Origin of the sequence: Brevibacillus gelatini (genome assembly GCF_003710935.1) — a bacterium.
Classification (GTDB): domain Bacteria; phylum Bacillota; class Bacilli; order Brevibacillales; family Brevibacillaceae; genus Brevibacillus; species Brevibacillus gelatini.
This window is the reverse complement of the sequence record NZ_RHHS01000073.1, coordinates 15,385-36,571: the sequence shown is the minus strand read 5'-3', so window position 1 is coordinate 36,571 and position 21,187 is coordinate 15,385. Positions and strand designations below refer to the sequence as shown.

Below are 21,187 nucleotides of genomic sequence, written 5' to 3'. Positions count from 1 at the left end.
CAAAAAAATTTACATTCCCAAGATTCCTGATTAGCAGAGTGTAATTAATCTACGTGCCCAAACCACCAACAAAAACCTCCCCGATTAACACATCAACTTAGATCAACCTACTAAACAAACCCCCCCACTGTTATCTCAGCGAGGAAGTTTGTTTACAATCTGACACGCAATCTTCATTACCGTGTCTCAAACTCGGCTACTTGCACAACGGAACAATGGCACGCGTCTGCTCCAACGAAATTATTTAACCAGACTGGCAGGCCAGTTTCCGTACCAGGCGTAACCGGTTCTTCTTTCTTTTTCGATTTCGCTCAAATTGTATTTCACTACGCCATCGCGGCCAACAAAAATAGGTTTGTTGGTTCCGATTTCGTAGAAACGGGCCCAGATCGGAGCGGCGCTTGGGTCTTTCACCACTTTTACGTCACCACCAGATTTGTCGATTCGGATTCCGGTGAGTTTAACTGCTTTGAACCAGTCTTCCGCAGCTTTAATAGCGGAAGAGATTTCAGAAGTGGACTTTCTCGTTTTCAAAAATTTAACAATGGTGACACTTTCTTTGGAGCTAAGGGAAGGAACTTCAAACGCGCGAGCACCTGCAGGCTTCAGCGAGCTAGAGTCATGCTGTTGGCCCCATGCTGTCAATTTGCCGTTCACTTTCACTTGGGTATTTAAAATGCACATGACCCCTTTTTCTACCGCTTTACGGCTTTTATCTGCTAAAGCGTTATTTACAAAAGAAAAGTCGCCTTTTTTATTTGCCACTTCATCCAAAAGAATCATGACATTAATCATCGCGTCATCGTTGTAGGTGATGTGGCGATGATAGCCGGAGGCTTTATAAATTTGCGGCCATCCGCCGTTATCATACTGCATGTTCAGCAAGAATTCGATTCCCTTAATAGCCGCATCGGAATACTTGGTATTTTGGGTTTTCTTAAACTCACTTGCCAATCGTCTGATTTCAGTATAAGTCGCCTTGTTGTCAATCGTGGACTTTGCCCATTCTCCTTTGGTTTCCGCATAATCTTTTTTCCAACCGCCGTCAGCTTGCTGGTTTTTTAAAATTTCCGAGATACTTGCGGTCGTACCCGAAGCATCAGCAGCATAGGCGATAGAGAAAGGAAGCGGATTGGAGCTCAAAAAAGTCATGCCAAGTGTGAGAACTAATGCAGCGGATACAATACTTTTCTTTGTTTTCGACATAATGAATCCTCCTTGAATGTTAGCTACCTCTGATTCTGATGAAAAGCTTTTTTGCTGGATGTTTAAAAACACACCACTCCTTTCACAAAATTGCCTGCCAAAAAATCCACAAATAGGCAAAAAATGCATACCCTATGTTAGTTGCCCTAAAATCAGTTTGTCAATATAAAACTGAGTAGAAAAAATGTAGCATTTTTGTGAACGTTGGATGGGATGTGGTCTACGTTCCAGCAGCGAATAAGTTCGCAAGCTTAGTGGAAAGCCCCATACTTGGCGCTGTCACTGCTGTTTCTTCGGCATTGGCCAATCCGGTCAGTGCTTTTTGTGTTGGAATGATATTGGTTTTTCAGAAATGTGGATTTTTTGTTGAATTTTTAAGATAAACGGAAAAATTATGTCAAGAAATGGTGATTTAGCATTGAAATGTGTCAAAAACAGGAGTAGAATGATGGAAAGAGACAAAATAATCTAAAATCTCTATTTACACCGCTCTTATTGGGTTATTAGACCTATTTACCTTAAGGGCAAATAGGTCTATCTGAATGGATAAACCAAGCCGCATGAAAAGGAAATAAAAAGCTCAAACTAGTTTTCATCCAGATGACTTCCTGGTCTATGGAACCAGGAGAAAAGTCCTGACGACACCTCAAAATAACAAGAAATTTCCCAATATTTCGAATTTAACACCATACTACTCGCCATCACAATTTCTTCACGACAAATGGCAAACCTATTGAAAGATGGGGACGCAAAGCCACGGGTCTAAAGCAGAAAATGCCATGACAGCCGGGTTGCCGAATTGGGAATGGGTATTAGTAGAAAATCCAGTCCTTATATCGGGCTGGATTTTATTTCATTTTAGGGGGTCATAGTATGCAGCCACTAGTAACGAGCAACCGAATCCAAAACGATGTCATTGAAGAAAGCATTCGCAATATTTTGAAGGAAATTGGAGAAAACCCGGAACGTGAGGGACTTTTGGATACACCGAAGCGGGTTGCCAAAATGTACCGGGAAGTTTTTTCCGGGGTAGGGGTAAATCCTGAAACAGCATTGACCACAACGTTTGAAGAACAGTATAACGGCATGATTACGGTAAAGGATATTACTTACTATACATTTTGTGAGCACCATATCATTCCTTTTTACGGGAAAGCACATATTGGATATATACCAGATGGAAGAATCGTCGGTTTAAGCAAGTTTGCCAGACTGGTGGAACTCGTTTCCCAACGGCCGCAGGTACAGGAGAGAATGACGACGCAAATTGCTGACGCCATATGGAATGTGCTGAACCCAAAAGGAGTGATTGTGACTGTCGAAGGAACTCACCTGTGCATGTGCGCGAGAGGGATCAAAAAACCGGGAACTGCAACGGTGACTACGGTGAAAAAGGGATTATTTGCTGAAAATCCGGCGCTATGTGAAGAGTTTGACCGCTCCCTCGCAAGACAATAGACCCAGCCAAAAACAGGTGCAAGGAACCCGACAGCCAAGGAGGTCAACCGTGCTCTATTTATCGCGAAGAATTGATTTTTCGGCAACGCATGTGTATCGTGTACCCGCGTGGAGTGAGGAAGAAAATCGCCGTGTATTCGGTAAGTGCAATAACCCGAGCGGGCACGGGCATGATTACAAACTCGAAATCATGGTCAAAGGCCCCTTGAACGAGAAATCCGGGATTGTGGTCAATACAACGGAGATTAAACAGATCGCCAATTCATTTGTGAGCGAGGAACTCGACGGTAAATTTTTGGATCGGGAACATCCCTTTTTTCAACAACGGATTCCAACCACGGAAAACCTGGTCCAATATATCTGGCAGTCTCTTGAGAATCGGTTTAAGGGGTGCGAATTGCATCGGATTCGATTGCATGAAAATCATTACTTATCTGCGGAAAGGGAGGGTGGTTCCATGACCAGGCTTACGCGTAAATATCATTTTTGTGCAGCACATCGGTTGCATAGTAACGATCTGTCTCCGGAAGAAAATATCGCATTATTCGGAAAATGCAATAACCCACATGGTCATGGCCACAACTATTACCTTGATGTAACAGTTCAAGGAGAACCCGACCCGATTACGGGAATGATTATCCATTTATCTGAACTGGATGAAATCGTGGAAACGGTTGTCCTGAATAAATTTGACCACAAGCATCTGAATTTGGATACGGAAGAATTCAAGGATTTGAACCCGACATCGGAAGTAGTTGCGATGGTGATTTATAACCTGCTGCATCCGCATCTTCCGCAGCTGCACAAGATCGGTCTTTGGGAAACGGAAAAAAATTATTTTGAGTATTACGGAACGGGTGAGCAAACATGATTGATTTTAGGCAGCTCAACGGAAAGACAATCGCCATTACAGGAGCATCCAAAGGAATTGGTAAAGCAACCGCGATGTTATTGGACCAACTGGGGGCAAATCTTGTTCTCGGGGCAAGAAACGAAACCGAATTAAAGGCTATGGCTTCCCAAATGAGTACAAATCCCCTGGTGATGTCTTTGGATGTTACAGATGAAAGTTCTGTTCGTCGTTTTGCAGATCAGGCCGTTTTTCGATATGGGAAAGTGGATGCGCTCATTAATTGCGCGGGGGTTTGCATGTTTCATTCATCGCTGACGATGGACACCGAAGATTTCGACCGGATGATTGCCGTAAATCTGAGAGGAACGTTTCTTTCCTGTAAACACTTTGGCCAGCATATGGTGCAAAACCACAAGGGGAGGATGATTAATGTCGTCTCCATTGCCGGTACAACTGCGTTGCCCGGTTGCGGCGGATATTCCGCTTCCAAATTCGGGGTGTTGGGTCTAACGAAGGTACTGCAGGCAGAACTTCGGGGGCAAGGTGTTCAGGTGACGGCAGTATTGCCGGGAGCAGTCCATACTCCATTGTGGGATTCCATAGAACCAAAGCCTGATACATCGCAAATGATCCCGGTTGATTCATTGGCCAAGCATATTGTTTATCTATTGTGTCAACCTGACGGTGCCGCCATTGACGAAATCACTATTATGCCTCCATTGGGCATTTTGTGAGGAGGGCATTTAACTTGTGTGGGCGATATTAAACAGGATATTCAGCAGCAAAGACAAAAGGAAATCAGTACAAGCACCACAAATACAGTTCCCTCAACCCGTTTCAATCAACAGTCCTTTCGAGGCTCAAAAGAGAGCGGTGATCGGGTTGGTTGCACGCAATCTCGCCAAGCAGCTCAATGCCGATCAATCCCTTCAAGACAGTTTGATCTATTTGCCTTTTTCCGTGGAAACATTTGTAGAGAATCAGGCGGACGAAGCGAAATACCTTCTTCGCTTAGCAAACGATATGGTGAGTTGGATTATGGATAACGATGATGTGTATCTCCGCGTTCGGGAAATGCGGTTGCCTGCGAAATACCACGAAAGTTTTTTGAAAGTTTATGAGGAGGGCAAGAAAAATATTTCCGCCATCTTCCATCCGGAAGATTTGAATCATTGCGTGAATTCAACGGTGGAAAGAAAAATATGGGAAGTCTATCGGGACGTCATTTATGCCGTCACCCAAGGAAAGTTTCTTCTGGTGACCAAGGATGAACTGGAAAAATACAAGGAAGGCACGGTCCTATGCGAAGCTTCTGTAAAAGTGCGTTCGGATATTCCGAAGGCAAGGGAAATCGCCAAAGGCTGTTTGCTCCAGACGGATTTTAACCATATGCAGGTAACAAGTTTGCTTTTGGTCATATCTGAAGCGATTACCAATGTTCTCAAGCATGCAGAAGAAGGAAAAATGACCATCGTGCAAAATGAGCGGCATGTTCATGTGATCGTTGAAGACAGAGGTCCGGGTTTTGATTTGAAACTCCTTCCGAATGCCACGCTGATGGCGGGGTATTCCACCAAGAAGTCTCTTGGACAAGGCTTTACCCTCATGCTGAAAATGGCAGATCAAGTTCTCCTGAATACATCTTCCGAAGGTTCGTGCGTCGTTTTGGTGTTTGATTATGTAGAAGGAGGGAATAGGAATGAAAACCTTGCTATCTGACAAGACAATCAACAGAACGATCCGAACTGCCCAACTCATTGATCCATTTTGGGATAGATGGCTTGTTCACGGAATCGATGCCGATGATCTGTCCAAGGTCCGGCCTGGTCTTCTTTCTGCAGAACATTGGGTGAATGGTTGGCATTCCCTGGCCCAGGAGAAAAAAAGGCAGGCAGATTTATTCGTGAGCGAAGGCTGCATCTCCAAGGCGGAAGAGATGTACCGCCTGACAGGGCTGTACTTCAACCTTATTTACTGGCTTTTCCCATCGCGTACCCCTGAAAAAGAAAGGTGGTATAACAAGTGTCTGGAAATGTTTCGTCAAGCTGATCTTCTGTCCCCGATTCCAACTCAATATGAATGGATTGAAATCGACAACCATACATGTGCGGGGAGAATTCGCATCCCCGATCATTCGCGGGGAATCGTGATAATCGTAAATCCGATTGATTCCTCGAAGGAAGAGTTATTTAAATACGAATCCGATTTTCTGAATGCCGGTTTCACAACGGTTAGTTTTGACGGACCGGGGCAGGGTGAGAGCTATGTGCTGCACGGTTTGCGAGGTACGAAAAAACGATGGGAGGCATTCATCGACCAGGTCATTGATTTTACTTCCGAACTCTTCCCGGACAAGCCGATATTTTTATTCGGGACTAGCCTGGGAGCGTCATGGGCCCTTTACGGTAGCGGTAGCCCCATCGTAAAAAAAACGGTAGCGGTCAGTCCTGCTGTTGCGTTTGAAAAATTGAATCTCCCCGAATATTTTCTTGGCAGAATGGATTGTTCATGTACACTCGTACCTGAAGAAAGGGCAATTCCGGATTTTGGGAAAGTGACGTTTCGTTCTCCGGTTCTTGTCTTTCATGGAAAGAAAGATCAGATGGTGTCAACGGCAGACATGTATGAATTATTCGACTCGCTGCCAGCAGAGAAGAGGATGGTTGAGTATGAGAGCGAAGGTCATTGCTGCAATCACAAAATGGATGAAATTCGCCAAATGGCAATACAGTGGTTGGGAGCAGAACATGACGGAGTGGAGGGTAGCTTTCCATGAAGTATAAACCAAAAAAATCATTGCTTCAGCAATTTTTGAGCCGGATTTTTGCCGTTTTAATCATCGTATCCGTCATAACCGGCTTGGTCCAACTGCATTTCATTCAACAACAGATTACGATGGAGACGAATAATCAGGCATTGATGATCGCGCAGAGCATTAACAAAGGCATCGAGGAAACGTTATTGGCAACGAGCGCAATCGAACATCAGATCGATTTGAAGTTGCGATCCTATGCAGAACGTATCGCAGATCGATTGCAGAACAAAAGCTTGCCAATGATTACAACCGAAGAACTGATCGCGACAAGGGATCAAATGGGGGTCGCAGGAATCACAATACTTGCAAGAACGGAAGGGGACATCGTAGGTGTTCGATCTACCGAACCACAGGACATTGGGTTTAGTTTGAAAAAAGTAGGGTTTTTGGAAGCCGCTGAAAACATGCTGAATGGAAAAATAGTGAGTATTCCGGGGGCCACCTATTTTGACAACGATATTGTGGTCTTGCCAATCGCGCAGTCCGGAACACATGTCGACAAGCCGATCTTCTATAAATATTCCTACTATCACCCTCCTGGAAAGTCTTACATCATTAATGTGTTCATTGAGGCCGGAGAAGTTTATCAGTTTATGCGAGATGTTGGTCCGGATGATTGGATTGCCAGGGTGAGGCATGAAGACAGCAACGTTTTGGAAATTGGAATTTTGACACCAAAGGTATTTGCTGATCCATCCTTAGAACAGCAAATCTACCCTCCCGTGAAGAAAATCGTACACGGCACATTTCAATATGAAAGCAAAGAAGACATCAACCTCTTGACTCAACTGGCGGCACAACCACAGCTGGTCACTTCGATACAGGAAATCGCAAACAAAAAAATCTATAAGATGTTTCTGCCGATCCAGGATGACAAAGTCGTCTATATCGCTCTGGACTATGATGAAATCGGTTCTCCGCTCATTCGGCATTCGGTTATTCTCATTGTCTCCGGGTTCGTTTCCTTGGTCGCGTTATTTGCGCTTACGGCGAGCTTTTTCACAGAGATTTACAAAAACATCCAGAAGATTATTGCACAGATGAAACAACTTGAAACAGGGGATCTAACGGCAAGAAGTGACGTAACCGACAAGGGAGAACTTAGAGATTTGTCTCAATCGGTAAACAAAATGGCACGTGCTCTTCACAGGCTGATAACGGATACTCACGAAAAAGCGATACAAGCCCAGAGAGTCGCTGCTGTATTGGAAGCAGAAGCAAACCATTCGGTTGAAAAGGCATTTTCGCTTTCCATGGAAAAAACCGCTACCGCAAGAGATTCCATTGATGAAATCTTTTTCTACCTGGACCAAATGGAAGAACTTTTGAAGCAGCAAGAACACAATCCCGAGGCCGCCGAAATCCTGGGCAATATAGAACGGATTCGCGAGTGGGCCAGGGAAAGAACGAATAATACGACGGAAATCACCATTACATTAGCCGATTTGTTAAAATCCCTGCACGCTCAGTCTAGTGTTTTATCCAAAATCTCGAATTTGCTTTTGAAAAAGATGGAACGATTTAAACTTTGAAAGCAAGCGGTACAGTTTGATGTGGCAAATGGGGGGAACATTCATGAGCTTGGTCATGAAAGAGGAAATTAACGGATCCATCCTGAACGTGCAAGTGATAGGTCTGATGGATTATTCCACTGTAGATAATTTTATGGTCGAAATTCCTGATAACATCACCAAGATTGTCATTGATTTTTCTGGCTTGGATTTTATTGATTCTACCGGAATCGGCTCCATACTTTCCATCATTCATGCAGCTGCTGATCGCGGGATCGTCGTCACTTTTGAAGGATTGAACAAAGAGACTGATGAGTTATTTGAACTGGTGGGGGTTTATATAATCAAGGAGGCCCTTCTCCAAGGAGGGCAATAAAGATATGTTTTGCAAAGTTATCAATCACGATCAGCAAAATCTGGATTCCTATCTTACCTTGAAACGGGAAATTCAACTCGCAAGGAAGATTCAGAGGAAATTGCTAAATGGAGAAAAACCGATTTTAATCAACAGCCAGGTTTCAGGATTTTCGATTCCGGCCAGTATGATTGGTGGCGACTATTTCGATTTCTACCCGCTTTCCGATGGGAAAGTCAGGATCATCATCGGGGATGTCATGGGGAAAGGGATACCGGCTGCCATGCTGATGATCTTAACTCGCGGCGCATTTCGCAGTGCGGCGGAAGTGACGGAGGGTCCGGGAGAAACCCTTACTTCGATGAATAAAGCGATCTTTAAGGATTTGCGGACATTAAGCTCGTTTGTCACTGTATTTTGTGCAGATTGGGACCCCAATACCGGCAGTCTTGTATATGCAAATGCCGGACATTACATGCCGGTACTCGTTCGCGGAAACACAGAGACGTTTGAGCTGCCTGATCTCAAAGGGGTCATGCTGGGAGGATTGCCCGACCAGGTATATCAGGAAAAAGAGATCAGACTACTGGAGGGGGATACGCTGTTCTTCTATACGGACGGGATCGTGGAGGCGCAAAATTGCCATGGAGAGATGTTCCAGATTGAACGTCTCCATGAAACACTGATGCAAAATGCGCATAAAACGGCATCTGAACTGGAAACGATTGTGATCGATACGTTAACCAATTTTACGGAAGGCTTACCACAGAAGGATGACATCACAATGGTGATCCTGAAAGTCGGAACAGGAAAGGATCAGCAGCGCTAAAAACCTTGTCATTTCTCCTAAAAGGGGGATAACGATGATGGAAAGAAAAATTGTGTCCAAGGGGAAAACGATAAAACAGGCCGTAAGCATTGCATTAGACTTGTTGAATGCAAAAAAGGATGAAGCAGATATTGAAATCATTGAGCATGAAAAAAGAGGGTTTTTAGGGCTTGGTTCAAAACCTGCTGTCGTTCGCGTAACTGTGAGAAATAAGGATAACAGGGAAGGCGTTGCAGAGTCGTTATCCTCTGTTGAAGCGCTCAAACAAGCGGCAGAGTCGCTGGATTTTCCGGAGGACTTCCCTTCTCTGTCAGACACGCCTGATTCTGCTGCTCCTGAGGCAGAACACGATCTGTCGGGGATGGTTTGGGTAAGCGAAGGAAGTATTTTCTGTAAAGATGCGCCGGATAAATATCCGATGGTTTCACCGAGAAAAGGGGTTAAACTTTTCAAAAATGGGGAACTTGTAAAAAAAACAGTGATAGTTTTTGAGAAAGATGTGCTTCATGTTGAACTGGCTGATGAAATTGTCGAGCCAAAATGGGAAGTTACGGTCAGCCAAGACGGTATGGCTGCGTTTTTAAAAGTGATCCCTGGCACCCGTATTTTTCGGAGGCTCAAGGACAAGCTCCCCAGCCAATTTGTCGAGTTGGAAGTAACGGAATCAAAAGATTTCATTGTGATCGACATAGACCGAATTTTGGACAGACTCAAAGAATTGGAAATTGTTCATGGTGTAGATTTTTCTGAAATAGCCCGCGCGTGTACGAGTGAAGCAGAGGGTACATTTGTGATCGCCAGAGGAACCCCTCCTACACCTGGAAAACACGGGTACTTCCAGCCGACGCAAGAAGTAGAAGTGAAAAAGGGATTGAAACACCGGGAAGATGGTACGATTGATTATCGGGAGATTCAACAATTTCCTTCTGTGGAGCGAGGACAGGTTTTAGGTGTAGTTCAACCGCCCACCCAGGGAGTACCGGGCATCTCTGTCACAAATGAACTGGTATTGTCGCCGGAGGTTTATCCCCTTTCCATCATAGAGGGAAAAGGTGTTGTACTGGTAGAAGACGGAACCAAAGCGGTAGCCACGGCTTCGGGCCATCCTGAAATTTCGGTAAAAGGACATGTAGCCAAAATCTCGGTGATTCCCAAATTAATCCTGAACAAAGACATCGACATCCAAACGGGGAACATTCATTACGTAGGAGATGTTGAAATTTTGGGTTCTGTGCAAGATGGGATGCTTGTGGAAGCCCACGGGAATATTTTGGTTCGTGAAAACATCAACAGGGCAAAAGTTTTTGCTGGCAAAGCGATCATCGTGCAAAACAATGTCATTTCCAGTGAGGTCGCTGCAGGGAAAAACAATCACTTGAAAGCTGATCTTTCCCTCATTTTGAGTGACCTTCTTGGCAAAATGAAAAACATGGTGGGAGCAATCCAGCAACTTTCATCCGTCTCTGCCTTTAAGGTATCATCCTTTACCCGAACCGGCCTTGGCCCTCTGTTGAAAATCCTCTACGATGGAAAGTATAAATCGTTCCTGCCATTAACGAAGACGTTAATCAACAAGATTCAGAGCGGAAAGGATGCGTTAGACGAAAAGTGGTTCGAGCTTGCTGAGCGAATGCAAAAAGGTTTTGTTAACGTCAACTTTTCCGAATTCAGAACGGTTGAGGATATTCAGCAGGTCATAAAAATGGCGGAAGAATTGTATCATTCCGTCTGTGAAACCGATGATGACATTTGTTTTATCAAAGCAAGCATTGCCCATAACAGTGAAATATATTCGAGCGGTGACATTTCGATTGAAAAGGGCATTTACAATTCGAAGCTTCATGCAGGTGGATGTATTGAAGTGGATGGTTTTGTTCGCGGGGGCGAAATTTACGCTTCCAAGGTTGTCAAAATAGCAGAAGCAGGGGCGAGAGGAGGAATTGCTACCAAAATCTCCGTTCCCAAAAACGGAACGATCCGGATCGGATTGGCAATAGAAGATACCGTCATTCAGGTCGGCAACAAAACACATACCTTTACAGTGAGAACATCCAATGTGTATGCACGCTTGAATGAATCTGGAGAATTGATTATCGCCTAAAGGGAGTGAGTCAGGTGTTTACGTATGAAATCATTCAGGAAGAGTCCAAATCGATCGTGAAAATCAACGGGGACCTGGATATTGATGTAACAGAGATCATGCAGGACGAAATCACCCCCGCGCTGATGGAAAGGCAAGACATTGAATTTGATTTCTCGAACGTTCCGTTTGTCGATTCTTCCGGAATCGGATTATTGATGACGCTGATTAATGAGCTGCGGGAAGCGGGAAGTCAGGTCACGATCACAAAAGTAAGTCAGGAAGTCATGTATGTATTTTCCTTATTGCAGTTGCCGGAGATTTTAGGGCGTGAAATTTTTGTTGATCTAAAAAGGGATTTTGAACCTGTCAGCGATACAAATTAGCTGAACACAGAACGCTTGTTGTTCCGAAAATCGGGTCCGAAGCACGAAGGCCAGCTTGCGAAAAGCGATAAAGCGATAACAGACGCAGGAAAAAAGACGACTGCATCCGCGACAGAGCGATGCGGTCGTCTTTTTTCGTACAAGCTCAATATTCCTTGCTGTCTGCAACCACGACCTTGTTTCTCCCGGACTCTTTTGCCTGATACAAAGCCTGGTCGGCCAGGTCGATGAGCTGGGCAGCGGAGTCGCCGTGGAGCGGGCTGTTGACGATCCCGACGGAGACGGTAATCGCATTCCCGGTCGGATTCGCAGTGTTTTTTATCTGGGTCCTGATTTTTTCGGCTACGGCAAAGGCGCCATTGATGGAGGCATTGCGCAGCAGGACGATGAACTCTTCGCCGCCAAAGCGTCCGCAAACATCGTCTTTTCGCACAGAGCTTTTCATGATTTCCGCAGACAGTTTCAAGACTTCATCGCCGACCAGATGGCCGAAGGTGTCGTTTACGTGCTTGAAGTGATCGATGTCCAGCAGCAGGACGGAAAAGTCCAGTTTTTCTTTGGTCCATGCTTGCAGGATGTCTTCGACGGAACGGCGGTTGGCAAGGCCCGTGAGCACGTCGGTGGTTGCTTCGTGGGTCAAACGGTCGGTTTTCTCTTTGATTTTTTTGGCCGCTCTTCGGAATGCTCTGGTCAATAAATCAGCCTCCCGGTTCCAATGGTGCTTGGCAGGAGGAATTTCGACTCTTTCCGAGCCCATTTTGCTCATCAGGTTGGCCAGATGGACAAAAGGTCTCGCCAGTCTGTGGGCGAGCTGAATGACAATCAGCAGCAGAAGGAGAGAGGGTGGCAGCAGATAGAGCAGCATCATTTTCACCTGGCTGTGCAACTCGTTGTAAACGTGCTCCATGGGGGAAGTGACGATGACTCCCCAGCCGGTTGCGGGAACCAGCGCATATCCGGCCAGCAGGAGATCGCCGTTTACGCCCAGCATCTGGCTATAGCCGTTGTTGCCGGCAAGCAGCTTCTTTACGACCGTATTGGACCCGATGTCCTTGCCGATCTGCTGTTTGTCCGGATGGAACAGCATCTGTCCATTTGAGCCGACAATGGTATAAGAAAAGCCGGGTGTGTCTGTATCCGGGCTGCCGATAATCATGTTCAAAATATTGTGATCCTGCAAATAGATCGTTCCTCCGATGAATCCGCGATACCGTCCGTTCTTGTCATAGAGCGGTTCGCTTAAAAACAGCAGGAGGCGGTTGTACCTTTTGGAAATATAGGGTGAAGAGATGTAGGGTTTTTTCAATGCCAGTGCGTATTGGGCTTCCTTGTGCACAAGTTTCTCCCCTACAGTGCCGATGGAAGGCGGGGACACAATGCGAATTGTTCCTGTTTCGTCTACGACGGTAAGCGAATTGAAGTAGTTGCCTGTTCTGCGAAGGATCTCAAGGTGCTCATTGGCTTCTTCTTGCGTGTGTATGGGATGGTCAATCAGTACGCTGGCGGAGTAACGCAGGCTGCTGCGCATGGACTGGAACAAGGAGTCAATCATTTGACTCATTTTGATGGCGCTTGAATAGTTGAGAGTGAGAGTCGTATCTATCAGTGATTTCTTTTTGGATTGATACGAGGCGACAAGGAGAATGGTCAGCGTCAACAGAATGGACAAGGAAACCATACCCGTCAACAGGGTAGTCAAACCAATCTTTTTCCCATGGTTCGTTAGAAAACGATGAAAAACAGGCATATGGCTAAGGCCTCTCTTTGCGTTGGATCGATCCATGTATAGAAGAGAACAGTAAAAATAACATGTGTATTATAAGCCATACGAGCGGGACATGCCATGCAAAAAATAAAATTTATGAAGATAATCTTGCACTTGCTTCGCCTCTGTAAAAAACAGGAAGAAAGAGAGGGTTGCCTATAAAAAACTGCCCTCTACAGACAGAGGGCAGTTAGATAAAAATCTAGTCGACCTGTTTTAAGTATTCAAGCTGCGGATTTGTTGCTCGATCTTTTCGAACCCGCCGGATACTTTGACGATTTCCTCTTTTTGCTCCGAGACGAGCATGAGGACTTCTTCCAGGCTTTCCTTGTTTTTGTCGGTGATCTCTGCATTGACTTCGACTTTGGCGTTTACTTCCTGAATCATGCTGTGGACGTGAACGATAAACTCTTGCAGATTTTTCGTTTTCTCTGCGAAGTTGTGCATGTATTTGTCCACGTTTGTAAACATTTCCTGAACCTCCATGATCCCTTCGCTGTTTTTCTCAAACGACAGCTGGGACTCGGAGATCATGTCGGAGACGAGCTTCATTTTTTGGCGAATCGTCAGCAACAGGGTCGCGATTGATTCGGAGGACAGCTTCGAAGACTCGGCCAGCTTGCGCACCTCTTCTGCTACGACGGCAAAGCCTCGGCCATGCTCGCCCGCCCGGGAAGCCTCGATAGTTGCGTTGAGCGCCAAGAGATTGGTCTGTGCCGAAATATCCGAGATTGTTTGGATGATCTTTTCGATCGATTCCGTTTCCTTGTTCAGCTCTTGAATGAGCTGGTTTGTGCCTTGAATGTCCTTGATGAAGCGTTCGAAGTCGTTGCCGATGTTGCTGATGCGCTTGCTGCTTTCATTGGTCGCTTCTTTGGTCGATTCCACGTATTCGTGCATTTCTGTCACAGAGCGGGTCATGTCCTCTACCTGATGGTTGGTTGTGCCCATCTCGCGGCGCAGTTCGTTGGTGTTGTCTGTCTGAATGGAGAACGAATTCATGATCTCCTGGAGGGCAGAAACTGTCTCAACTGCGCGGACATTCACGCCATCTGTGACCTTGTTCAAATTCTCCTGATATTCCTGGACAGTGTGAAGCGATTCGTTGATCTGGTCCAGAATGCGTTGCAGCGATTCTTTGGAGGCGATCACTTGCTGCTGTTGCTCTTCGCTTTCCTGCTGCAGCTTGTTGTTGAAAATCGAGTGCAGCATGCTCGCAGCTGACACGAAGCCGAAGGCCAGCAAGTAGTACAACAGATGAGCAGGATCGGATGTGTAGAAAATTGCTTCGCCGTTCGTCAGGAAATAGTAGGAGACAATTCCGAATGCTGCAAGCAGGGTCAGGATGTTAATCAGTCTGTCCTGATAAATGCCCATGACCGCGACGTAGAACATGATCGTCATAATGTTGACCAGCCAAGGGTCGAGCCCCACGATGACGAACATGAAAATGCCGATGACAGCGAAGTTGAAAAACTTCATGAAGGGAGCCATCTTGTCCCGCAAGGCTGGCCGATTGGACAGGTAGGCAAAAGGTGCGAGCACCCCGTACAAAATTCCCAGCACGGTTAGAACGAAGGAGAACGGAACCCCCATGATGAGGTTCAAGACCTGAACGGTGGTGATAATGCTTGCAAAAACAAAGACGACCCAGTTATTTCTTCTTTGTAAGAGTTCCATGTCAGTCAACCTACCTCGACTTTTATTTGTTTGCAAAGCGCTTGATACCAGGCAAATTCAGGCTTGTGCTTATTCTGATAGGCTTCCTGCAGATGGAAGACAGTCGGAATGGCATTTGCCCCTTTGTAGAAGACGATTTCTTTCACTTGTGTCGCTCTGACATTGTACTTGTTGTTTATTAACTGGAAAAAAGCCGGATCCGACAAACCGACTGCATGCGTATAACCGTGTTTTTCAGCATAATCCATCATGAGAGCTATTCCCCAGCGTCCGAGTTTTCCGCGGAACTTGGGCAAGACAGCAAAGCTGTCCACTTCGACGACCTTCATTTCGCTTGTCAAGACGTCCTGAAACAAATTTCTCAGATAGTCGGAAGATTTTTCGTGTGGCGTGAATTCGAATGTTCCCCCTGGCTCGTCTCCATCGGACATCAAGAGATAGACATCGGAACCGTCTTTTGCGTATTCCATTTCAAAACCCATGGAGGTCCAGACACTTTCCTTGATTTCGTGGAAAAGTGCCAAGGACTCTGCTGTATCAACTAGTTTGTACATTATACTCCACTCCATTTTTCTCTCTCTATTGTTTTGGGATGTACAAGTCTACTGTTGATGGGTATATGAACTCCTCCCCTCTCCTCTTTGGGCATTTAAAAAAGCCATTCCACATACGGGAACAGCACAAAGTCGCCATCATCCAATGACTATGTTTATGATGGATGGCAACCCGGCCGTCATGGTCAAAAGACTTTAGACCCGTGGTTTTGCGTCGCCACCTTTCGATGACTTTGCCTTTTTCATCTGTTTGCGAAATATGTATAGAAGTGTCGAATTGTGTAAAATATAATCCAATTGAAGCAAGTTTGTCAAGTTTTGGTAGGGTAAAATGACCAATTTATTAGTAAGTAAACGGCTCAGAATTGGTAGTTTTGATAGAGAAAAACGAGCGAAAAAAAAGTGGATCGATAGGAACATAGGCGGGTTGTGCCAGGACTTTTTCGCGAATCGTCAAAATGGCTGGCTCGTGCGTAACAAAAGTTTTTCATCCATCCGATAACTAGAAAAACAGGAGGGATGCAAAATGAGAGAGGTCAAAACGATCGAATTTCACTTTTCGGGAGGCGAGATGGTCAAAATCGAGACGACCGAACCGGAAGAAATCATTCAAATGGTCGCCAACCAAAAAGATGGATGGCTGCAATACGATGATGTCGTCGTCAATGTAAGGAACGTTTCTTTTATAAAAGTGCGCGATCTTGTCTAGGATGTTTACCGTCCCAAAAGCCCCCGACACGGAGGGCTTTTTTTACTGGATCGGAAAGGAACACATTGACAAAGAAACGATTCTGAATTTATAGTGAGTATAACACTAACTACTATCGAAGGAGTCGGCATGGAAGACATTTACAAGGAACTGCAAAAGCTTGGATTTTCCCAGTACGAGTGCAAGGCATACATCAGCCTGCTCAAGCACTCTCCGATCACAGGATACGAAATCAGCAAGCGCTCCGGCGTGCCGCGCTCGATGATTTACGAGGTCGTCGGCAAGCTTGTTGACAAGGGGGCTGTGTACATCGTGCCTTCCGAGCCGGTCACGTATGCGCCGCTGCCAGCCAGGGAGCTGGTTCGCCGGTTGCGCGGACAGTTTGAAGCGTCCTTCGACTACCTGGAGAAAAACTTGTCGGCGCTGGAGTCAGAGCAAGAGATCGACGTCATTCGGCGAATCAGCGGCGACGAGCGGGTGCTCATGGAAATGAGGCAAATGATCGAGCAGGCTGGCAAGGAAGTGTGGCTGTCGATCTGGGAGCCCCAGGTGCCATTTGTCCAGGAAGCAGTGGAAAAGCGTACGGAAGAAGGAATTGCCGTCTTTTCCGTTCTGTTTGGCCCGCAAGAGACGCGGATCGGGACGACGTATCATCATGATTATATGGCGCCTGATGTTGCCAAGGAGCGCATGGGCGGGCATCTCACGATTGTCGCGCGGGATCTGGAGGAAGTGCTGATTGCCAATTTTGCGCCAAACACGGTTTCCTGGGCGGTTAAAACGAAGGACCCGGCACTCGTTCTGGTCGCCGTCGAGTACATTCGCCACGATATTATGTTTGCGGAAGTGACGAAGGTGCTTGGACCGGATAAGGTGGAGACTCTCTGGCGCAACAAGCCGGACCTTTATCATGTGGTCACAGGGAAAAGATTCAACCCAAACCAGCCGGAGTGAAAGAAGAGGGAGAGGGAGAACAGTGGGGCGAGAACAGGTGCAAGTGGAAGCATTGGCGAGCGCAGGTGAACAGGGGAGCTTTTTGCAGGGGATCAAGGATTGTATTCCTACCTTGCTTGGCTATTTAAGCATCGGGTTTGCGGCAGGCGTGCTGGAAAAGACCGCTGGGCTTAGCATCATGGAAATTGCCTTGATGAGCATTTTGCTTTACGCAGGTTCCGCGCAGTTTATCGCGGCAGGGATGATTGCCGCCGGAAGCTCTGCGACGGGTATCATCATGACGATTTTGTTTGTGAATTTGCGCCATATTTTGCTGAGCGCGGCTCTGTCCCCCTACTTCCGTCATCTGTCGGCGTTTCGGAACATGCTCGTCGGCTCACTTTTGACGGACGAGACGTTCGGGGTGGCGATCAACGAGGCGGCAAAGCGCAAGCAGATCGACGAAAAATGGATGCACGGCTTGAACCTAACGGCGTACCTCAACTGGATTGCGGCCAATTTGGCGGGGGCCTATTTTGGACAATGGATCGCCAATCCCGAGCAGCTAGGATTTGATTTTGCCCTGCCGGCGATGTTTATCGGCTTGCTGGTGCTGGCGATGTTGAGCCGCAAGCAAATCAGGCTGGACATCGTCGTCGCAATCAGCGCAGTCGTCATCGCGGTCGGGGTGTCGGTTCTGTATCCGGGCAACCTTGGCGTCATCGTGGCTACGCTCTGCGCATCGACAATCGGGATGGTGATCGAGAGATGGAAGTGAGATGGGATGTTTTTCTCATTATTTTAGGCAGTGCGCTGGTCACGTTTTTGCCGCGGGTGCTGCCCTTGATGGTGTTGTCGCGCATGGAGCTGCCCGAGTGGGGAGTTCGCTGGCTGCATTATGTGCCGATTGCGGTGATGGCGGCACTGGTCGGGCAGGAGCTGTTTTTGCAGGAGGGAAAGCTGTCGCTTCTGGCTAATGTAGAGTTGTTGGCAGCGATTCCGACGTTTCTCGTGGCGATCATCACCCGCAGCTTGCTCGGTACGGTTGTCGTCGGGATGGTTTCGATCATGATCTTGCGCTACCTTTTCCCGCTTTTGTAAAAAGGGGAGAGTGGGAAGCCGGATCTGGATGAAATCAGAAGCTTGTCTCGCGCCAGCAGGCGCAACGCTGGGGATTTCCGGCGTTTTTTTGTTTCGGAATGCTTTTCCTGTTTGCTTTTCTTTGCTAAAGTCTCGACTCTTTTTTCATGATGTGCTATCATGATAACTTGTTAACGTATTACCACTTTATCAGAATGAAATAAATAGAGATGTAGCGAAACAGGGGGAGAATTACCATGAAAAAATTTGCCTTGTTGTCATTGCTTTTCGGAGCTGTCCTTTCCTTGGCGGTTGGCTGCTCCAGCGAAAAAACAGTTGCTGACGACAATCAATTGGTGATCGGGATCGACGACAAGTTTGCGCCGATGGGTTTCCGGGATGAGAAGAACGAGCTGGTCGGCTTTGACATCGACTACGCCCGCGCTGCCGGCGAAAAGATGGGCAAGCAGGTTGTGTTTCAGCCAATCGACTGGGGTTCCAAAGAATCGGAATTGAACAGCGGCCGGATCGACCTGATCTGGAACGGATACACCATCACGGATGAGCGAAAGGAAAAAGTGCTGTTCACGAAGCCGTATCTGAAAAACGCGCAGGTCGTGGTCACACTGGCGAATTCCGAGATCACGAAGCTCGCTGACTTGACTGGCAAGGTTGTCGGGCTGCAAAAGCTGTCCTCGGCCGCTGATGCCCTGAATGCAAGCGAGCTGAAAAACCAGGTCAAATCGATTACAGAGTTCCCGGACAACGTACTGGCGCTTTCCGACCTGAAAATCGGCCGTATCGATGCCGTGGTGATCGACCAGGTAGTCGCAGATTACTACATGACCAAGGAGCCGGGAGCGTTCAAATTTTTGGACGAGTCGTTGGCGCCTGAAGAGTACGGCGTAGGGGTCAAAAAAGGCAACGAAGCGCTGCTGAACGAGCTGCAAAAGGCGCTGGACGCTCTGAATCAGGATGGAACCGCCGCGAAAATCTCGGAGAAATGGTTTGGCGAGGATCGCGTGTTGAAATAATGGAAGGAAACGATGGCTTCGCCAGGGAAATGGGCGAAGCCACGCTTATGTCACGACGAAAAAACAAGGGCAGGCTCTGCCGGGAAAGCCAAAGCCTGCCTTATCCAAACAGGAGCATGAACATATGAGCGCAGACTACATTCTTTCGATTACAAAGCCGATGCTGGAAGGAGCGCAGATGACGATCCTGCTGTTTTTGATCGCCATTGTGCTGTCAATCCCATTGGGCTTTCTCATTACTTTAATGGCGAGAAGCAGCGTGAAGCCGCTGGCGTGGCTGGCACACACGTACGTATACGTGATGCGCGGGACACCGCTGCTTTTGCAGCTGCTGTTTATTTGCTTCGGACTCCCGTTGTTGCCGGTGATTGGCGAATATTTGGTGATGGATCGTTTTGTCGCTGCCTGCGTGGGCTTTGTGCTGAACTACGCGGCTTACTTTGCGGAAATTTTCCGGGGCGGGCTGTTGTCCATCGACAAAGGCCAGTACGAAGCGGCACAGGTGCTCGGCTTCAGCAAATGGCAGACAACGACGAAGATCATCCTGCCGCAAATGTTTCGCGTAGCACTTCCAGCTGTTTCCAACGAAGCGATCACGCTGGTAAAGGACACAGCCTTGCTCTATGCGGTCGCTGTGCCGGAGCTGCTGCATTTTGCGCAGACGGCTGTAAACCGGGATTTTACCATCGTTCCCTTTTTTATCGCGGGCGTCATCTACTTGCTGATGACTCTCTTGTTGACTCTGCTCTTTAAATGGCTGGAAAAAAGATTCAAATTCGAATAAAGGACTGGCGAGAAATGGCGATCATTCAAGTAAGCAATCTGAAAAAATCGTTTGGCGAGCTGGAAGTCTTGAAGGATGTCTCGTTTGAGATCAACAAGAACGATGTGGTCGCAGTGATCGGCCCGTCCGGTTCAGGAAAAAGCACGATGCTGCGCAGCCTGGTCTATCTGGAGCAGGTAAATGGCGGGAGCATCCGTGTCGCAGATGACTATCTGGTGAAGGACGGCGTGTACAGCTCCAGCCAGCAGATCAAGCAAATCACGGCGAAGATGGGGATGGTGTTTCAACACTTTAATCTGTTTCCGCATCTGACTGTGCGCGAAAATCTGGAGATCGCCCCGCAGGTGGTCAAGAGAGAAGCAGAAAACGTCATTCGCTCGCGTAGCGCAGAGTTGCTGGAAAAGGTCGGGCTGGCAGACAAGGCGAATGTCTATCCCGCCAAGCTGTCAGGCGGTCAAAAGCAGCGTGTGGCGATTGCCAGAGCGCTCATGATGAAACCGGACATTTTGCTGTTCGACGAACCGACGTCTGCGCTCGATCCCGAACTGACGGGTGAAGTGCTCCAGGTCATCAAGCAGCTTGCCTCCGAGCATATGACGATGATGGTGGTCACGCATGAGATGGGCTTTGCCAGAGAAGTGGCGAACCGGATCATGTTTATGGATAACGGAGAATTCGTCGAGGCGGGAACGCCGGAAGAGCTGTTCACAAATGCCAAATACGAGCGGACGCGAGCCTTTTTGCAGCGTGCGCTGAAGTAACAAAGTAGCCCTCTGGATGATACCGGAGGGCTTTGGCATGTCCGGTCCGGGACGGTGGCTACATGACCTGGTAGTGCAAATAGCGTTGGCTGATAAACGAGTGAAAATGCTCAGTGAACGAGTCGGCATTCAGGAAGGCGTTGTAGGCGTAAGGGGAGACCTTGCAGTAGACAAACTCGCGGCCGTCGTGAAACTGGATGTACAGGTGCTGGGCCTCCAGATCGTAGCGGATGGCTTTGATGAGGTCGGAATCCAGCTGTTTGTATCTGGGCCCTTCCTCGGTCTTGTTGTTGCGAGAAAACCATTGGCGAAAGATAGATTTCACTTCGCGGCAAACTCCTTTTTGTTTTCGATTTCTCCAAGGCTTTTATTTTACTCAAAAACTAGCATTCAG

At 47.2% G+C, this 21,187-nt stretch carries 22 protein-coding genes and 2 riboswitches; of the genes, 17 read left to right on the top strand and 5 right to left on the bottom strand.

What is annotated here, in order from left to right; translation table 11 throughout:
* Window positions 1–240: 240 nt before the first annotated feature.
* Entirely contained in the window at window positions 241–1,206 is a 966-nt protein-coding gene (gene pelA / locus EDM57_RS22645) for a pectate lyase (protein ID WP_122906934.1), read from the bottom strand.
* Window positions 1,207–1,919: 713 nt separating this feature from the next.
* A riboswitch (cyclic di-GMP riboswitch) is annotated at window positions 1,920–2,005 on the top strand.
* Window positions 2,006–2,079: 74 nt separating this feature from the next.
* Between pelA and folE the strand changes: the two genes are divergently transcribed.
* Genes folE through EDM57_RS22595 form a run of 10 tightly spaced genes read left to right on the top strand, consistent with a single transcriptional unit; the run spans window position 2,080 to window position 11,493 of the window.
* Entirely contained in the window at window positions 2,080–2,664 is a 585-nt protein-coding gene (gene folE / locus EDM57_RS22640; RefSeq protein ID WP_122906933.1) for a GTP cyclohydrolase I FolE, read from the top strand.
* 49 nt (window positions 2,665–2,713) lie between these two features.
* Entirely contained in the window at window positions 2,714–3,535 is an 822-nt protein-coding gene (locus EDM57_RS22635) for a 6-carboxytetrahydropterin synthase (protein WP_122906932.1), read from the top strand.
* Complete coding sequence (locus tag EDM57_RS22630; protein WP_122906931.1) at window positions 3,532–4,251, top strand: SDR family oxidoreductase; 720 nt, start codon at window positions 3,532–3,534, stop codon at window positions 4,249–4,251. The genes EDM57_RS22635 and EDM57_RS22630 overlap by 4 nt, the downstream gene beginning before the upstream one ends.
* Window positions 4,252–4,267: 16 nt before the next feature.
* Complete coding sequence (locus EDM57_RS22625; RefSeq protein WP_148039134.1) at window positions 4,268–5,236, top strand: ATP-binding protein; 969 nt, start codon at window positions 4,268–4,270, stop codon at window positions 5,234–5,236.
* A complete protein-coding gene (locus EDM57_RS22620) occupies window positions 5,217–6,293 on the top strand; it encodes an alpha/beta hydrolase (RefSeq protein ID WP_246005887.1) in 1,077 nt (358 codons plus the stop codon). The genes EDM57_RS22625 and EDM57_RS22620 overlap by 20 nt, the downstream gene beginning before the upstream one ends.
* Window positions 6,290–7,864 (top strand): methyl-accepting chemotaxis protein, encoded by a 1,575-nt coding sequence (locus EDM57_RS22615; protein WP_122906929.1) that lies wholly within the window; start codon window positions 6,290–6,292, stop codon window positions 7,862–7,864. Before EDM57_RS22620 ends, EDM57_RS22615 begins: the two co-directional genes overlap by 4 nt.
* A gap of 43 nt (window positions 7,865–7,907) precedes the next feature.
* Window positions 7,908–8,219, top strand: coding sequence for an STAS domain-containing protein (locus tag EDM57_RS22610; protein WP_170163496.1), 312 nt, complete (start codon window positions 7,908–7,910; stop codon window positions 8,217–8,219).
* Between the two features lie 4 nt (window positions 8,220–8,223).
* Entirely contained in the window at window positions 8,224–9,027 is an 804-nt protein-coding gene (locus EDM57_RS22605; protein WP_122906927.1) for a PP2C family protein-serine/threonine phosphatase, read from the top strand.
* A gap of 34 nt (window positions 9,028–9,061) precedes the next feature.
* A complete protein-coding gene (locus EDM57_RS22600) occupies window positions 9,062–11,128 on the top strand; it encodes a FapA family protein (RefSeq protein ID WP_122906926.1) in 2,067 nt (688 codons plus the stop codon).
* 14 nt (window positions 11,129–11,142) lie between these two features.
* Complete coding sequence (locus EDM57_RS22595; RefSeq protein WP_122906925.1) at window positions 11,143–11,493, top strand: STAS domain-containing protein; 351 nt, start codon at window positions 11,143–11,145, stop codon at window positions 11,491–11,493.
* A 145-nt stretch (window positions 11,494–11,638) separates the two neighbouring features.
* Here the strand turns inward: EDM57_RS22595 and EDM57_RS22590 are convergent, their stop codons facing one another.
* The 3 genes from EDM57_RS22590 to EDM57_RS22580 all read right to left on the bottom strand — a co-directional run bounded on the left by EDM57_RS22590 (window position 11,639) and on the right by EDM57_RS22580 (window position 15,492).
* Window positions 11,639–13,240, bottom strand: coding sequence for a sensor domain-containing diguanylate cyclase (locus tag EDM57_RS22590; protein WP_122906924.1), 1,602 nt, complete (start codon window positions 13,238–13,240; stop codon window positions 11,639–11,641).
* Window positions 13,241–13,474: 234 nt separating this feature from the next.
* A complete protein-coding gene (locus EDM57_RS22585; RefSeq protein ID WP_122906923.1) occupies window positions 13,475–14,938 on the bottom strand; it encodes a methyl-accepting chemotaxis protein in 1,464 nt (487 codons plus the stop codon).
* Window positions 14,939–14,943: 5 nt separating this feature from the next.
* A complete protein-coding gene (locus EDM57_RS22580; RefSeq protein ID WP_122906922.1) occupies window positions 14,944–15,492 on the bottom strand; it encodes a GNAT family N-acetyltransferase in 549 nt (182 codons plus the stop codon).
* A gap of 163 nt (window positions 15,493–15,655) precedes the next feature.
* Window positions 15,656–15,740: riboswitch (cyclic di-GMP riboswitch) on the bottom strand.
* Window positions 15,741–16,018: 278 nt separating this feature from the next.
* Here EDM57_RS22580 and EDM57_RS22575 point away from each other — a divergent pair.
* The 7 genes from EDM57_RS22575 (at window position 16,019) to EDM57_RS22545 (ending at window position 20,793) form a co-directional block, all read left to right on the top strand.
* Window positions 16,019–16,201 (top strand): hypothetical protein, encoded by a 183-nt coding sequence (locus tag EDM57_RS22575; RefSeq protein ID WP_122906921.1) that lies wholly within the window; start codon window positions 16,019–16,021, stop codon window positions 16,199–16,201.
* Window positions 16,202–16,330: 129 nt separating this feature from the next.
* The gene (locus tag EDM57_RS22570; RefSeq protein ID WP_122906920.1) at window positions 16,331–17,155 is read left to right on the top strand and encodes a TrmB family transcriptional regulator; all 825 of its coding nucleotides are present in this window, start codon (window positions 16,331–16,333) and stop codon (window positions 17,153–17,155) included.
* 22 nt (window positions 17,156–17,177) lie between these two features.
* A complete protein-coding gene (locus EDM57_RS22565) occupies window positions 17,178–17,912 on the top strand; it encodes an AzlC family ABC transporter permease (protein WP_122906919.1) in 735 nt (244 codons plus the stop codon).
* Entirely contained in the window at window positions 17,903–18,235 is a 333-nt protein-coding gene (locus tag EDM57_RS22560) for an AzlD domain-containing protein (RefSeq protein WP_122906918.1), read from the top strand. The genes EDM57_RS22565 and EDM57_RS22560 overlap by 10 nt, the downstream gene beginning before the upstream one ends.
* A gap of 236 nt (window positions 18,236–18,471) precedes the next feature.
* Window positions 18,472–19,248 (top strand): amino acid ABC transporter substrate-binding protein, encoded by a 777-nt coding sequence (locus EDM57_RS22555; RefSeq protein WP_122906917.1) that lies wholly within the window; start codon window positions 18,472–18,474, stop codon window positions 19,246–19,248.
* Window positions 19,249–19,372: 124 nt separating this feature from the next.
* A complete protein-coding gene (locus EDM57_RS22550; protein ID WP_122906916.1) occupies window positions 19,373–20,032 on the top strand; it encodes an amino acid ABC transporter permease in 660 nt (219 codons plus the stop codon).
* A 14-nt stretch (window positions 20,033–20,046) separates the two neighbouring features.
* Window positions 20,047–20,793 (top strand): amino acid ABC transporter ATP-binding protein, encoded by a 747-nt coding sequence (locus tag EDM57_RS22545; RefSeq protein WP_122906915.1) that lies wholly within the window; start codon window positions 20,047–20,049, stop codon window positions 20,791–20,793.
* Window positions 20,794–20,851: 58 nt separating this feature from the next.
* Here EDM57_RS22545 and EDM57_RS22540 read toward each other — a convergent pair whose 3' ends face one another.
* A complete protein-coding gene (locus EDM57_RS22540) occupies window positions 20,852–21,118 on the bottom strand; it encodes a KTSC domain-containing protein (RefSeq protein WP_122906914.1) in 267 nt (88 codons plus the stop codon).
* Window positions 21,119–21,187 lie beyond the last annotated feature (69 nt).